Here is a 14,573-nt window from a genome sequence, read left to right as displayed (position 1 = left end):
GTCAGTACAATTTCACATTACTATGTTACCGGTCACATCCTGCTGGCCGACTGTTCACGGAGTGACCGCTGATGAACAAGCGCACCTGCACCGCCCTCGCAGCCGCCGTGGCGGCCACCCTCGTCCTCGGTGCGGCCGGCTGCTCCGGCGGTACGCGTTCCACGGACGGCAGGGGCCGCGGCGCGAACCCCGCCCTCGCCAACCAGGGCGCCGTCATCGGTGGCACCCCCACGAAGGGCGGCACTCTCACCGTCCTGTCCAACCAGGACTTCACCCACCTCGACCCCGCCCGCAACTGGGTCATGGGCGACATGGACTTCGGCACCCGTCTGCTCTACCGCACCCTCGTGACGTACCGGGCCGAGCCCGGCGCCGGCGGCGGGCAGCTGACCCCCGACCTCGCCACGGACCTCGGCACCTCCTCCAACGGGGCCAGGACGTGGACGTTCAGGCTCAAGAAGGGGCTGAAGTACGAGGACGGATCGCCCGTCACCGCCCACGACATCAAGTACAACGTCGAGCGGTCCTTCTCCCCCGACCTGTCCGGCGGCCCCGACTACGCGGCCCGATACCTCGCCGGCGCCGACGGCTACCGGGGCCCGGCGAAAGGCGAGCACCTCAAATCCGTCAAGGTACCCGACGACCACACGATCGTCTTCGAACTCCGCAAGCCCTTCGCCGAGTTCCCCTACGCCACCGCGCTGCCGACGTTCGCGCCGGTCCCGAAGTCGCGCGACACCGGCCCCCGGTACGACAGCCGCCCCTTCTCCTCCGGCCCGTACAGGATCGAGTCGTACGCCAGGGACAAGCAGCTGGTGCTGGAGCGCAACCCCCACTGGGACCCGGACTCCGACAGCGTGCGCAAGGCGTACCCGGACAGGATCGTCGTGACGATGGGCCTGAAGGGAAACCAGATCGACGACCGGCTCATCGCCTCCTCCGGCGCCGACGCCTCCGCCGTCCCCTGGGGGAAGCTGCGCCCCGAGAGCATCCCCAAGGTGCTCACCGAGGCCGACGTCAAGGCACGGCTGCTCGCCGAGTCCACCAACTGCACCGAGATGCTCCAGATGCACACGGGCCGTGCGCCGTTCGACAACGTGTTGGTCCGCCGGGCCGTGCAGTACGCCCTCGACCGCGAAGCCGTCCTCACCGCATCCGGCGGTCCGGCGCTGAACGACCCGGCCACCGCCCTGATGCCGGGCTCCCTCTTCGGGGGCGAGCAGCCCGACACCCTGAAGATCCCCCTCACCGGAGACGTGGCGAAGGCCGAGCAGCTCCTCAAGGAGGCCGGCCGCCCGGACGGCTTCACCACCAGTGTCACCGTGTCCAGCGGCGACAAGGGCGTGGCCGAGGCCATCCAGCAGTCGCTCGGCCGGGCCGGGATCAAGGTCACCATCGAGACCGTCGACCCGTCCGCCTTCTACGACACCATCGGCGACACCGGGAACCGCACCGACCTCGTCTACACCGGCTGGTGTCCGGACTACCCGTCCGGCTCCACCTTCCTGCCCTTCGTCTTCGACGGCCGCTACATCAAGGAGAAGGGCAACTCCGGCAACCACTCGCTCTTCCGCGACCAGGCGACCATGAAACGGATGGACGAGATCGCCGCCATGACCGACGCCCGGAAGGCGGCCAAGGCCTGGCAGGACCTCGACGGGCGGATCCTCGCCAAGGCCCCGACCGCGCCCGCTGTCGTCGAGCGCATGCCGCTGCTGCTCGGCACCAACATCGCCGGCGCCTTCGGCCACACCTCGTTCGGCGGCCAGATCGACTACGCCACCGTCGGCCTCAAGGACCCGTCCCAGAGCGGCCGCTGAGGACCCGGCCGCTCATGGCAGCCACCGATTCCCAGACCCTTCCCCCGGGCAGCGGCCCCTGGCAGCTCGCCCGCGCGGAACTGCGCCGCCGGACTTCCGTGAAGCTCTCCCTCGCGGTGGTGGCCCTCTTCGTGTTCATGGCGGCCGCCGCCCCGCTGCTCAGCTCGCTGGGCGGCTGGGGCCCGGAAGAGTTCGACAAGAGCGCCGTGGACCCCTATCTCGGCGGGCAGCCCATCGGGCCGCTCGGCGGCGTCTCGGCCGAGCACTGGCTCGGCGTCGAACCCGTCACCGGCCGCGACCTGTTCGCCCGGGTCGTGCACGGCGCCCGGGTCTCGCTGCTCATCGCCTTCGCCGCCACCGCCGTCGTCGTCGTCACGGGTGTCGCGGCCGGGACGGCTGCCGGCTACTTCGGCGGCACCACCGACGCCGTGCTCTCCCGGCTGATGGACCTGACCATGTCCTTCCCGTCCCTCATCTTCATGATCGCGATGATGTCCGTGGCCCGTGACGTCAACCGGATCGTGCTGATGACCGCAGTCATCGGCCTCTTCGGCTGGCCCGGCATCGCCCGTGTCGTGCGCGGACAGACGCTCTCACTCAAGCACCGGGAGTACGTCGACGCCGCCCGCGTCGGCGGCTCCGGACCCTGGCGCATCCTCACCCGCGACATCCTGCCCGGCGTTGCCGGGCCCGTCATCGCGTACACCACCCTGCTCGTCCCCGGGATGATCGCCACCGAGGCCGCCCTCAGCTATCTGGGCGTCGGCGTCCGTCCGCCCACTCCGTCCTGGGGCCAGATGATCGCCGAGAGCGTCGCCTTCTACGACACCGACCCGATGTACTTCATCGTCCCGAGCACCTGCCTGTTCCTGACCGTGCTCGTTTTCACCCTGCTCGGCGACGCCTTGAGGGACATCCTCGACCCGAGGAGCGGCCGCGCATGATCCTCTACACGCTGCGACGGCTGGCCGCCGTCATCGGCGTACTCACCGCCGTCTCCGCCGTCACCTTCACCATCTTCTACGTCCTTCCCTCCGACCCCGCGGCCGCGGCCTGCGGAAAGGCGTGCAGCGCCGAGCGGCTGGCCGCGATCCGCACCCACATGGGCCTCGACCAGCCACTGTGGCGGCAGTTCTGGGACTTCGTCAGCGGCATCTTCACCGGCCGCACGGTGGGCAGCGGCCAGTACGCCCTGGAGTGCCGCTTCCCCTGCCTGGGCTACTCCTACGAGAACAGCGAGGCCGTCTGGGACCTGCTGACGGACCGCCTCCCCGTCTCCGCCTCGCTCGCGGTCGGCGCGGCGGCCCTCTGGCTGGCACTCGGCCTCGGTGCCGGCACCATCGCGGCCCTGCGCAAGGACACCCTCACCGACCGCGTCCTGATGGTCGGCGCGGTCGGCGCCGCCTCACTGCCGGTCTACTTCACCTCGATGATGCTGATCTACGGCGTCGTCCGGGTGACGGGCCTGCTCCCCTACCCCCAGTACGTGCCCTTCGGCGACGACCCGGCGCGCTGGGCGTCGAACCTGCTGCTGCCCTGGCTGGCCCTCGCCGTCCTCTACGCGGCCATGTACGCGCGCCAGAGCCGGAGTTCGATGATCGAGACGATGGCGGAGCCGTACATCCGCACCGCCCGCGCCAAGGGCCTGCCCCGCCGCACCGTCGTCGTCAAGCACGGCCTGCGCGCCGGCATGACACCGGTCCTCACCCTGTTCGGCATGGATCTGGGCGGCCTGCTCGCCGGCGCGGTGATCACCGAATCCATCTTCGGGCTCCCGGGCGTCGGGCGGCTGTTCTACGGCGCCCTTTCCACCGGCGACCAGCCGGTGATCCTGGGCGTGACGCTGCTGGCGGCCGCCTTCATCGTCGTCGCCAACCTGGCCGTCGACCTGCTGTACGCCGTCGTCGACCCGCGAGTGAGGCTGCGATGACCGTCGAACCGCTGTTGCCCGTACGGGACCTGACCGTCGAACCCCTGTTGTCCGTACGGGACCTGACCGTCACCTTTCCGACCGGCCACGGGCCCGTGCGCGCGGTCGACTCGCTCTCCTTCGGCGTCGGACGCGGACGGACCCTCGGCATCGTCGGCGAGTCGGGCTCCGGCAAGTCCGTGACCTCGATGGCGGTGATGGGCCTGCACACCGGCGCCGAAGTCAGCGGCTCCATCACCCTGGAGCGCCGTGAACTGGTCGGCCTCGCCGAACACGAGCTGAACCGGCTGCGCGGCCGGAAAATGGCGATGATCTTCCAGGACCCGCTCTCCACCTGCACCCCTACTACACGGTGGGCGAGCAGGTGGCCGAGCACCACCGGGTCCACTTCGGCTCCCGCCGGGCCGCCGCCCGGCGGCGCGCCGTCGAGATGCTCGCCGAGGTGGGGATCCCGGAACCGCGGCGCCGGGCCGGCGAGTACCCGCACCAGTTCTCCGGAGGAATGCGCCAGCGGGTCATGATCGCCATGGCACTGGCCTGCGAGCCGGACCTGCTGATCGCCGACGAGCCGACGACCGCTCTGGACGTCACCGTCCAGGCCCAGATCCTGGAACTGATCGCGCGCATCCAGCGGGAGCGCGACCTCGCCGTCGTCCTGATCACCCATGACCTGGGCGTCGTGGCGAGCGTCGCCCACGACGTCCTGGTCATGTACGGCGGCAGGGCGGCGGAACAGGCGCCCGTGGAGGCCGTGTTCGCGGCCCCGGCCCACCCCTACACGCGGGGCCTGCTCGACTCGCTGCCCCGGCTCGACGACGCCGACGACGCCCCGTTGCGGGCGATCCCCGGCAGCCCGCCGTCGCTCCTCGCCCCCGCGGCCGGCTGCGCGTTCGCGCCGCGCTGCCCGCGGGCCGCCTCGGCCGGAGCCGCGGAGAGGGTGCGATGCGAGCGGGTCAGGCCCGGCCCGTCCGCCGTCGCGGGACGCACGGTCGCCTGCCATCTTCCGCTGGGCCCGGACGAGGCCCCGTACGCCCCGCCCAGGGAGGTCGCACCGTGACGAAGGACGACGCGCCAGGTCCGGACCCTTCACGCCCCGCTCGGGAACCGCTGTTGTCCGTACGGGACTTGAGCATGACGTTCCACGGAAGGCGAGGCCGCTCCGCCCGCCTGGTGCGGGCCGTCGACGGAGTCTGCTTCGACGTGGCGAGAGGCGAGACGCTCGGGCTGGTCGGTGAGTCCGGCTGCGGAAAGTCGACCACGGGCCGGATGATCGTGCGGCTCCTGGAGCCGACCGGCGGCTCGGTCACGTACGGCGGCCGCGACATCAGCCGTCTCTCCCAGCGCGAGCTGAGACCGCTGCGGCGGGAGATCCAGATAGTGTTCCAGGACCCGCACTCCTCCCTCAATCCGCGCCAGACGGTGGCCCGGATCATTTCCGATCCCCTGCTGGTGCAGGGCGCTCGGGCCGCTGAGGCGCGTCACAGGGCCGCCGAACTGATGGAGCTCGTCGGGCTGATTCCCGAGCACATCGACCGGTATCCGCACGAGTTCTCCGGCGGACAGGCCCAGCGCATCGGCATTGCCCGCGCACTGGCCACGAGTCCACGTCTGATCGTCGCGGACGAACCGGTCTCGGCGCTCGACGTCTCCGTACAGGCCCAGATCGTCAACCTGATGAGCCGTCTGCAGCGCGAGTTCTCCCTCGCCTACCTCTTCATCGCCCATGATCTCTCGGTGGTCCGGCGGGTGTGCGACCGCGTCGCCGTGATGTACCTGGGCCGCATCGTCGAGATCGGCCCCAAGGAACGGGTGTACGCCGCCCCCGCCCACCCCTATACGCGGGCCCTGCTGTCCGCCGTGCCGCTGCCCGACCCGGTCGCTGAGCGGACGCGCGAGCGGATCACCCTGCTCGGCGATCCGCCGAGCCCGGCGTCACCGCCGCCCGGTTGCACCTTCCACCCCCGATGCCCCAAGGCGCAGCCCATCTGCCGGACCGAGGCGCCGGAGCTCGGGCGGCCGGCGGCGGGCGAGCCCCGTCAAGTGGCCTGCCACTTCCCCGAGGCCGTCTGAAGGGCGGCCCCGACCACGAAGCACGGTGCACGGGTCTTTACAGTGCCATTTCACATTACTACGTTACGCATCACATGGCGCCGACCTCTCAACCGGCGCCCGCGCCAAGGCGGTTGACGCCCGAGGCGCCTGCCGCCGCACAGCGCACCTCTCGCCACCTCCCACACAGGAGCCGATGTGTTCCAGTCCGAAAACACGCGCCGGCCTTTACGCCCCTGCGGGCGCAGAGCCCTGCGCACCGCGCTGCTCACCGCCGCGACGGCGCTCACGCTGTGCGTGACGACCGTCGGGCCCGCCCCCGCCGCCGAGGCCTCTCCTCCGCCTCCCACCGCGCCCCCGGCGACACTGCCGGTCCACGCACCGGCCACCGCGCCGGACTCCACCGACAGGGTCGACCGGCTGGCCGAGGCGCCGGAGCTGACTGCCCGTCCGCTCCCCGCCCCCGGCGGCCTCACCGGCGGCCGCGTTCCCGGGCCGCATACAACCGACCGGAAGGGCGAGGCCGAGGCCGGCGCGTCGAACGTGCCCTGCACGCTCGACGGTGTCACGGGCCTTCGCCCGGAGCAGTTCGCGGACTTCCTCGCCGACCCCGCCGTCACCGCCGACGGCTGTCTGCGGTCGGTCCTGTGGACCTGGGACCGGCGCCTCGCCCCCGTCATGTCGGACGCGCACGTCCGGACCGTCTCCCGCCGCATCACGGGCCTCGCCGCCTCCCACGACGGCAGGAACGGCAGCCGCCTGCTGGAGATGTTCACGTATCTCCACGCCGTCGCGTACCACGACTTCTCGCGCGACGAGATCGACATCACCGACACGCCGACCTTGAACACCATGCGCCGCGCCGTCGCCGCCTTCGGCACGGCGGCCCGCACCTTCGACGCCACCCGCAGCAACGCCGAGACCCTGCGCGAAGCGCTCTACGCGGCCTCGGCCCCGGGCCTGCGTCAGTACCAACTGCCGCTGGTCAAGCGGGTGCTGGCCACCATGGACGCACGGCACCCCGACACCGCCCAGGACACCTCATGGGCCGGGGCCGCCCTCGCCGCGCTCAGCCTGAACTACCTCGGCGTCTACCCCGGCAACCAGGACACCGCCTTCCACGCCGCGGCGAAGGCGGCCCCCTCCTACCGGGCCGCCTTCCAGGCCTTCGCCCGCCACGCGCACCTCAAGGACGGGCCCAACGCCTGGGTCGTGCGCGACGCGCTGAGCGAGTACGGCCGCTTCGGCCAGATCGACGGACTGCGCACCGGGACCGTCTCCGGGCTCGGCACCCTGCTGGGCGTCACGGCACGCGTCTTCGGTGACATGAGCGCCCCGTGGGCGAAGGTCGCCACCTGGCTGGGGGTGTACGAAGCCTGCGCCCCGTACCGCGTGTGCGCGTCCGACATCGAGAAGCGCCTCTTCCCCCACACCTACGTCTACGGCGCCGAAGGCGTCGACCGCATCCGGGTCCGCACCGGACTCGACCGGGACACCGTCGACCAGCTGTACTACGCGAGCAAGCAGGTCAAGGCGCAGTTCCACCGCGTGGTCGGCAGTGAGGAGCCGCTGGCGGGCGACCCCAACTCCGCCCTGAACATCGTCCTGTACTCGTCCCGCAAGGAGTACGAGATCTTCCACCCGCTGCTGACCGGCATGGGCACCGACAACGGCGGCATCTACATCGAGAGGGGCGCCACCTTCTACACGTACCAGCGCCGGGTACCGCAGGACTCCTCGCTCACCCTGGAGGAGCTGTTCCGCCACGAGTACGGGCACTACCTCAACGGCCGGTGGGCGGTGCCCGGCTTCTTCGGCGAGGGGCCCTGGTACGAGGGCGACCGGACCACGGCGATGGACGAGGGCACCGCGGAGTTCTTCGCCGGCGCCAGCCGCAGTGACGGCGTCAAGGTCCGCAAGTCGCTCGTCCAGGGCGTCATCGACGACACGGCGGACGGTGGACCGCGGATGACCGTGGACCAGCTGCTGCACGCCACGTACGACGGCGACGGCTTCCGCTTCTACGACTACGCGGGCACATTCTTCGAGTACCTCTGGACACAGCGCCCGTCCCTGCTGCGGGAGATGTACCGCACCGTGCGCGACGACGACCCGGCAGCCTTCGACGCCTGGCGCGACCGGCTCGGCAAGGACCCGGGGCTGCAGAGCGCGTACGACACCTTCCTCGACACGCAGATCGCCCACGTCGACGACCTGTTCGTACCGGACACCACCTACGTCCCGCTGGACCGGCTGGCCGGCGAATCGGCCGACGAGGTCCGCGCCTCCTTCGCCGCGACGACCGGCAGCACCCCCGCCTGCAGCGGCACCGGCACGGCCGAGCGGCCCCGGTTCGTCTGCACCGGACGCATCACCGCGAACCTGACCGACGCCGGCGACGCCGACCTCGTCTTCACGGACATGTCCGAGACGGTCGACTTCTTCCTCCTCGACCGCACGGCGGGCGGCGTCAACAACCTGGCCGACATGAACTGCTCGTTCGACGACGTGGACATCTGGCCCGGCGGACGCGCGGGCACGTCGGACTACACCTGTGAAGGCCCCCTCCGGGGCTGACGCCGCCGCGGGACTGTCCCACGGCAACTGCGCGCGCCACCACCCCACATGGTGGCGCGCGCAGGCATTTCCCGCGAAGCCGTCGCCCGGACGCGGCCGGCCTCTCCGCCTTCGCGGAAGCACGCGGTCAGAGGCAGGAAGGGCACAGGCCGCGGTAGGTGACCTCGGCCTCGGAGACCGTGAAGCCGAACCGCTCCTCCGCCGGGAGATCGGCCAGCGGATCGCCGGCCGGGTGGACGTCGCGGATGGTGCCGCAGCGGGAGCAGACCAGGTGCTGGTGCGGGCGGTGCGCGTTGGGATCGTAGCGCTTGGCGCGGCCGTCGGTGGAGACCTCCAGGACCTCGCCCAGCAGGACCAGTTCGCCCAGCGTGTTGTAGACGGTCGCCCGGGAGATCTCGGGCAGTCGCTGTGCCGCGCGGGCGTGCACCTCGTCGGCGGTGAGGTGCACGTGGTCGCCGTCGAGGACCTCGGCAACGACGCGCCGCTGCGAGGTCACCCGCCAACCGCGTCCTCGCAGTCGCTCCAGCAGGTCACTCATATCGGTTCACCTATTCAGGCTTGGCGGAATACCCGAAGTTTACCGGCAGGTGTCCGGATCCCGATGGGATACGAAACCCGCGAACTTCTTGACCTGGACTGTGTCCATCGTAGGATCGGTTCCGGCAATAGCCAAGGGAGCCGGAGCCTCCAGTACGGCAGGAGACTGAGCCATGACAGGACCACCGCCGAGCAGCCGCCCGGTACCGGACTGTGCCTGACGGCCCCTCGGGTCGACGTGCCGGCCTCCGACTGCCGCTGCCGCGCGCGGCCCCGGCCGTCCCACCGCCGGCGATTCCTGAGCACCACGATCCCGCCCCGCCCGAAAGGATTCCCATGTCCGAGAACCCGGATGCAATCGTCACAGACCCGAAGACGGAGGGCGGAGGCGGCGGCTGCCCGGTCGCGCACGGGCGCGCCCCGCACCCGACCCAGGGCGGTGGAAACCGCCAGTGGTGGTCGGAGCGGCTCAACCTGAAGATCCTCGCCAAGAACCCCGCCGTGGCCAACCCCCTCGGCGAGGAGTTCGACTACGCCGCGGCGTTCGAGTCCCTCGACCTCCCGGCCGTGAAGCGGGACATCGCGGAGATACTGACGACCTCCCAGGACTGGTGGCCCGCCGACTTCGGCCACTACGGCCCCTTCATGATCCGGATGGCCTGGCACAGCGCGGGCACCTACCGGATCAGCGACGGCCGGGGCGGCGCGGGGGCCGGTCAGCAGCGCTTCGCCCCCCTCAACAGCTGGCCGGACAACGGGAACCTCGACAAGGCCCGGCGCCTGCTGTGGCCGATCAAGAAGAAGTACGGTCAGGCGCTGTCGTGGGCCGACCTCATGGTCCTGACCGGCAATGTCGCCCTGGAGTCCATGGGCTTCAAGACCTTCGGCTTCGCCGGCGGCCGTGAGGACGTGTGGGAGCCCGAGGAGGACGTCTACTGGGGCCCGGAGTCCACCTGGCTCGGCGACGAACGCTACACCGGTGACCGGGAGCTGGAGAACCCGCTCGGCGCGGTCCAGATGGGTCTCATCTACGTCAACCCCGAGGGCCCGAACGGCAACCCGGACCCGCTCGCCGCGGCCCGCGACATCCGTGAGACGTTCCGCCGGATGGCGATGAACGACGAGGAGACGGTCGCGCTCATCGCGGGCGGTCACACCTTCGGCAAGACCCACGGCGCCGGCCCGGCGGACGCTGTCGGCCCCGACCCCGAGGCCGCCCCGATCGAGGAGCAGGGCCTCGGCTGGAGGAACAGCCACGGCACCGGCAAGGGCGGCGACACGATCACCAGCGGCCTCGAGGGAATCTGGACGGACACCCCGACGGCCTGGGACAACAGCTTCTTCGAGATCCTGTTCGGCCACGAGTGGGAGCTGTTCAAGAGCCCCGCCGGCGCGCACCAGTGGCGGCCGAAGGACGGCGGCGGCGCGGGTACCGTGCCCGACGCCCACGACCCGTCCAAGAGCCACGCCCCGACGATGCTGACGACCGACCTCTCGCTCCGCGTCGACCCGGCGTACGAGCAGATCTCGCGGCGCTTCCTGGAGGACCCCGACGCGTTCGCGGACGCGTTCGCCCGGGCCTGGTTCAAGCTGACCCACCGTGACATGGGTCCGGTCGTGCGCTACCTCGGCCCGGAGGTGCCGAGCGAGACCCTGCTGTGGCAGGACCCCCTGCCCGAGGTCACGCACGAGCTCGTCGACGCCGAGGACATCGCCGACCTCAAGCGCCGGGTCCTCGCCTCCGACCTGTCGGTGTCCCAGCTCGTGTCCACCGCCTGGGCCTCGGCGTCGTCCTTCCGTGGCAGCGACAAGCGCGGCGGTGCCAACGGCGCACGCATCCGCCTCCAGCCGCAGAGCGGGTGGGAGGTCAACGACCCCGACCAGCTGGCGGCGGTGCTGCGCACCCTGGAGGGCATCCAGCAGTCCTTCAACGCCGAGCGGACCAGCGGCAGGCAGGTCTCGCTCGCCGACCTGATCGTGCTCGCCGGCTGCGCCGCCGTCGAGCAGGCCGCCAAGGACGCCGGCTTCGACGTCCAGGTGCCCTTCACGCCGGGCCGCGTGGACGCGACGCAGGAGCAGACGGACGTGGAGTCGTTCGCCGCGCTGGAGCCGACCGCCGACGGGTTCCGCAACTACCTCGGTAAGGGCAACCGGCTTCCGGCCGAGTACCTGCTGCTCGACCGGGCGAACCTGCTGACCCTCAGCGCCCCCGAGATGACGGTCCTCGTCGGTGGCCTCCGCGTCCTGGGCGCGAACCTCCAGCAGTCGCCGCTCGGCGTCTTCACCGGGGCCCCCGGGACGCTGACCAACGACTTCTTCGTCAACCTGCTCGACCTGGGCACGACGTGGAATGCGACGTCCGAGGACGCGAACACCTTCGAGGGCCGCGACGACGCCACGGGCGAGGTCAAGTGGACCGGCAGCCGTGTCGACCTCGTCTTCGGGTCCAACTCCGAGTTGCGGGCGCTCGCCGAGGTCTACGCGAGCGATGACGCGAAGGGGAAGTTCGTGAACGACTTCGTCGCGGCGTGGGACAAGGTCATGAATCTCGACCGGTTCGACCTGGCCTGATCGTGATGTCCGGGGCCGGCTTGTGACCGGCCGGCCCCGGACGCCCGGCACGACGGGGCCGCTGCCCCCGGCGTGCCCTGGGCCGGCTGCCGGGACGCTACGGCGTCACACCGCTACGCCGGGACGGCGTCACCGGTGTGCGGCTCCTCGGACGCCGGCTCCTGCGGCGGGTCGCTCAGCTGCTCGCGCAGATAGTTCCAGAACACCGCGATCAGAGCGGCGGCCGGTACGGCGAGCAGGCTGCCCACGACACCTGCCAGGCTGCCGCCCAGCGTCACCGCCAGCAGGATCACCGCCGCGTGCAGGCCCAGCCCACGGCTCTGGATCATGGGCTGGAACACATTGCCCTCGAGCTGCTGCACCACGACGATGATCGCCAGCACGAGCAGTGCGTCCGTGGGGCCGTTCGACACCAGGGCGATGAGCACGGCGACCAGACCGGCGAACAGGGCGCCCACGATCGGCACGAACGCGGACACGAAGGTCAGCACCGCCAGCGGAAGTACCAGCGGGACCCCCAGAATCCACAGGCCGAGACCGATGAAGACGGCGTCGAGCAGACCGACGAACGCCTGGGACCGCACGAACGCGCCCAGGGTGTCCCAACTGCGCGCGGCCACGGTCGGGACGTCGGTGGCGAGCCGGCCGGGGAGCTGACGGGCGAGCCACGGCAGGAACCGGGGGCCGTCCTTGAGGAAGAAGAACATCAGGAAGAGGGCCAGCACGGCGGTGACCACGCCGCTGAACACGGTGCTCACCCCGGTGACGACGGTGGTGACCATGCTGCCGACGCTGTCCTGGACGCGGGCCGTCGCGGCGTCGAAGGCACCTGTGATCTGGTCGTCGCCGATGTTCAGCGGCGGCCCGGCAGCCCATTCGCGCAGCTTCTGGATGCCTTCCACCACCCCGTCGGCGAGCTCGCCGGACTGCGAGGCCACCGGCACCGCGATCAGCGCCACGATTCCTGCGGCGACGAGGAGGAACAGCACGGTCACCGCCGACGCGGCCAGGGCGGGCGGCCACCCGTGCCGGCGCAGGCAGCGGGCCAGGGGCCAGGTCAGTGTGGTGAGGAACAGGGCCACGACGAGCGGCCAGACCACCGGCCACATCCGGCCCAGAAGCCACAGGCACACCCCGGCCATCACGAGGACCAGTAGCAACTCGACGGAGACACGCGCCGATGCGCGAAGCGCGGCGCGTGTTCTCATGGAACTCAACATGGCAGACATGGAGTCACCCTATTCGCACTCCAGTTGCACAGTGGAATCGCCGCCGGTCAGAAGGCCGCTCGAGGCTCGCATCGACAGAGCGGCAGGGCGGCTGACACTGTGTCGGGCCGCCAACCTCCTCGCGCAGCAAGGGAGTTCCGGTCGGCAGCGGTTGCCCGGCTCCGACCGGACTGCTCGCGTGATCGTCAGAACAGCGGAAGAGCATGATTTCCCGGCTCCCTCGCCTGGCCTCGGCGCAATCCTCCTGCTGACCGACCGGCCCAGTGGCACGCCCTGCTGGATGACCCGACGCTCATCCCGGGGGCGGTGGAGGAGATTCTGCGCGCCCCCGGCAAGGGCGGTGGCGGCATACCGCGATACGCGCGCACCGACCTGGAGGTCGGCAAAGTCACCGTCCCCGCCGGAAGCCTCCTCATGCTCGACAACGGCGCCGCCAACCACGACGCCGCCGCGTTCGACGACCCGGACCGTTTCGACATCGTTCGCCCCGGCGCGGCATCCCACCTGACCTTCGGGCACGGCGCCCGCTACTGCATCGGCGCGCCGCTGGCCCGCATGGAACTCCACGTGGCCTTCGACCAGCTCATCCGCAGGTTCCCCGACATGCGGCTCGCCGTGGACACCGACGACCTCGCCGTGCGCCAGGACATCCTGACGGGCGGCCTCGTCACCCTGCCGGTCGTATGGTGAGAGCGGCCCCGGCGCGAGGGGCAGGGAGCCGGGACCGCCGGTGATATTCGGTGGCGGAGCAGCCGTGACGGCGTCGAAGATCACAGCATGGGCATCTTTCTGCACACCGAACGGATGGCGCTGCGCCCGTTCACGGTCGACGACCTGGACCGCCTCGTCGACCTCGACAGCGATCCCGAGGTGATGCGATACATCAACGGTGGCCGGCCGACACCTCCGGACACCATGCGCACCGTGCACCTGCCGCGCCTGCTCCACCGTCACACAGGCACCGGAGCCCGCGGTTTCTGGGCCGCCGAGTCGAAGGACACCCGGACGTTTCTCGGCTGGTTCGAGTTCCGCCCGCTGGATGACGACAGTCCGGCGGTGGTCGAGCTCGGCTACCGGCTGCGCAAGGCGGCGTGGGGCCGGGGCTACGCCACGGAAGGCGCGAGGGCTCTGATCCACAAGGGGTTCGCGGAACTCGGTGTCCAACGGGTGACCGCCAACACGATGGCGGTCAACGCCGGTTCGCGACGCGTGATGGAGAAGTCGGGACTGAAGTACGTCCGTACCTACTTCGGAGACTGGCCCGAGACCATCGACGGCTCCGAACACGGCGAGGTCGAGTACGCCCTCACGAGGAGCGAGTGGGAGCAGGACACCTCGCGTCACGCCGGCTGAGACGGGCCCGACTGCGGAGGCTCCGCACACCGGCCACCGCCCGTCCCGCAGCGCTGCCTCCACGTGGTCCCGGTGCCGTCAGAAGCCGAGGGCGTGGCCCGTTGTCGCGTCGACGTGGTCGGGGACCTCGTCGTGGCGGTCACCGACCGTCGGCGTGCCGGTGGGTTCGAAGAGCAGGAGCGCCGCACCGGTGGGTGCGTACGGCTTGTGCTCCGTACCCCGGGGAACGGTGAAGACCGAACCCCGCGGGAGCCGGACCGTGCGCTCCCCGGCGGACTCGCGCAACGAGATGTACAGCTCTCCCTCGAGCACCAGGAAGAACTCGTCGGTGTCGTCATGGGCGTGCCAGAGATGCTCGCCCTCGACCTTGGCGATCCGGACGTCGTAGTCGTTGACGCGGGTGACGATGCGGGGACTCCACAGTGCGTCGAAGGAGGCGAGGGCTGCCCCGAGGGCGATGGGTTCATTGCTCATGGATCAATGGTCGCCGGTTGAGCACAGCCGGTG

At 70.7% G+C, this 14,573-nt stretch carries 12 protein-coding genes and 1 pseudogene; 10 read left to right on the top strand and 3 right to left on the bottom strand.

Features of this window, described 5'->3' with window-relative positions:
* Window positions 1-71: 71 nt before the first annotated feature.
* From OGH68_RS35090 to OGH68_RS35055, 7 genes and pseudogenes are all read left to right on the top strand, one after another.
* Window positions 72-1,820, top strand: coding sequence for an ABC transporter substrate-binding protein (locus tag OGH68_RS35090; RefSeq protein WP_264249606.1), 1,749 nt, complete (start codon window positions 72-74; stop codon window positions 1,818-1,820).
* Between the two features lie 14 nt (window positions 1,821-1,834).
* Window positions 1,835-2,764 carry an ABC transporter permease gene (locus OGH68_RS35085; protein WP_264249605.1) on the top strand — a complete coding sequence of 310 codons (930 nt, stop codon included), beginning with the start codon at window positions 1,835-1,837 and terminating at the stop codon, window positions 2,762-2,764.
* Complete coding sequence (locus OGH68_RS35080) at window positions 2,761-3,750, top strand: ABC transporter permease (protein ID WP_264249603.1); 990 nt, start codon at window positions 2,761-2,763, stop codon at window positions 3,748-3,750. The genes OGH68_RS35085 and OGH68_RS35080 overlap by 4 nt, the downstream gene beginning before the upstream one ends.
* Window positions 3,747-4,372 (top strand): annotated as a pseudogene (locus OGH68_RS36555) (ABC transporter ATP-binding protein); the annotation flags it as partial. The gene OGH68_RS35080 and the pseudogene OGH68_RS36555, both read left to right, overlap by 4 nt.
* Window positions 4,373-4,459: 87 nt before the next feature.
* On the top strand, window positions 4,460-4,807 hold the full coding sequence (locus tag OGH68_RS36550) for an oligopeptide/dipeptide ABC transporter ATP-binding protein (RefSeq protein ID WP_413471146.1): 348 nt from the start codon (window positions 4,460-4,462) through the stop codon (window positions 4,805-4,807).
* A gap of 74 nt (window positions 4,808-4,881) precedes the next feature.
* Window positions 4,882-5,820 (top strand): ABC transporter ATP-binding protein, encoded by a 939-nt coding sequence (locus tag OGH68_RS35060; RefSeq protein ID WP_264249602.1) that lies wholly within the window; start codon window positions 4,882-4,884, stop codon window positions 5,818-5,820.
* 177 nt (window positions 5,821-5,997) lie between these two features.
* Entirely contained in the window at window positions 5,998-8,376 is a 2,379-nt protein-coding gene (locus tag OGH68_RS35055; protein ID WP_264249601.1) for a collagenase, read from the top strand.
* 127 nt (window positions 8,377-8,503) lie between these two features.
* Here OGH68_RS35055 and OGH68_RS35050 read toward each other — a convergent pair whose 3' ends face one another.
* Window positions 8,504-8,914 carry a Fur family transcriptional regulator gene (locus tag OGH68_RS35050; protein WP_264249599.1) on the bottom strand — a complete coding sequence of 137 codons (411 nt, stop codon included), beginning with the start codon at window positions 8,912-8,914 and terminating at the stop codon, window positions 8,504-8,506.
* A 335-nt stretch (window positions 8,915-9,249) separates the two neighbouring features.
* Between OGH68_RS35050 and katG the strand changes: the two genes are divergently transcribed.
* Window positions 9,250-11,484: a catalase/peroxidase HPI gene (gene katG, locus OGH68_RS35045; RefSeq protein WP_264249598.1), complete on the top strand. Its 2,235-nt coding sequence runs from the start codon at window positions 9,250-9,252 to the stop codon at window positions 11,482-11,484.
* Between the two features lie 113 nt (window positions 11,485-11,597).
* Here katG and OGH68_RS35040 read toward each other — a convergent pair whose 3' ends face one another.
* On the bottom strand, window positions 11,598-12,713 hold the full coding sequence (locus tag OGH68_RS35040; protein WP_264249596.1) for an AI-2E family transporter: 1,116 nt from the start codon (window positions 12,711-12,713) through the stop codon (window positions 11,598-11,600).
* Window positions 12,714-13,019: 306 nt separating this feature from the next.
* Here OGH68_RS35040 and OGH68_RS35035 point away from each other — a divergent pair, with 306 nt between their 5' ends.
* Both OGH68_RS35035 and OGH68_RS35030 read left to right on the top strand, forming a co-directional pair.
* On the top strand, window positions 13,020-13,403 hold the full coding sequence (locus OGH68_RS35035; RefSeq protein ID WP_413471070.1) for a cytochrome P450: 384 nt from the start codon (window positions 13,020-13,022) through the stop codon (window positions 13,401-13,403).
* An 87-nt stretch (window positions 13,404-13,490) separates the two neighbouring features.
* Window positions 13,491-14,066 carry a GNAT family N-acetyltransferase gene (locus OGH68_RS35030; protein ID WP_264249595.1) on the top strand — a complete coding sequence of 192 codons (576 nt, stop codon included), beginning with the start codon at window positions 13,491-13,493 and terminating at the stop codon, window positions 14,064-14,066.
* Window positions 14,067-14,144: 78 nt separating this feature from the next.
* On the opposite strand, the gene OGH68_RS35025 is transcribed toward OGH68_RS35030, so the two are convergent.
* A complete protein-coding gene (locus tag OGH68_RS35025; RefSeq protein WP_264249593.1) occupies window positions 14,145-14,540 on the bottom strand; it encodes a cupin domain-containing protein in 396 nt (131 codons plus the stop codon).
* Between the last annotated feature and the right edge of the window lie 33 nt (window positions 14,541-14,573).

The organism is Streptomyces peucetius, assembly GCF_025854275.1.
In the GTDB taxonomy this organism is placed as follows: Bacteria; Actinomycetota; Actinomycetes; order Streptomycetales; family Streptomycetaceae; genus Streptomyces; species Streptomyces peucetius_A.
The sequence above is the reverse complement of the archived record's forward strand: the minus strand, read 5'-3'. Positions and strand labels throughout refer to the sequence as shown.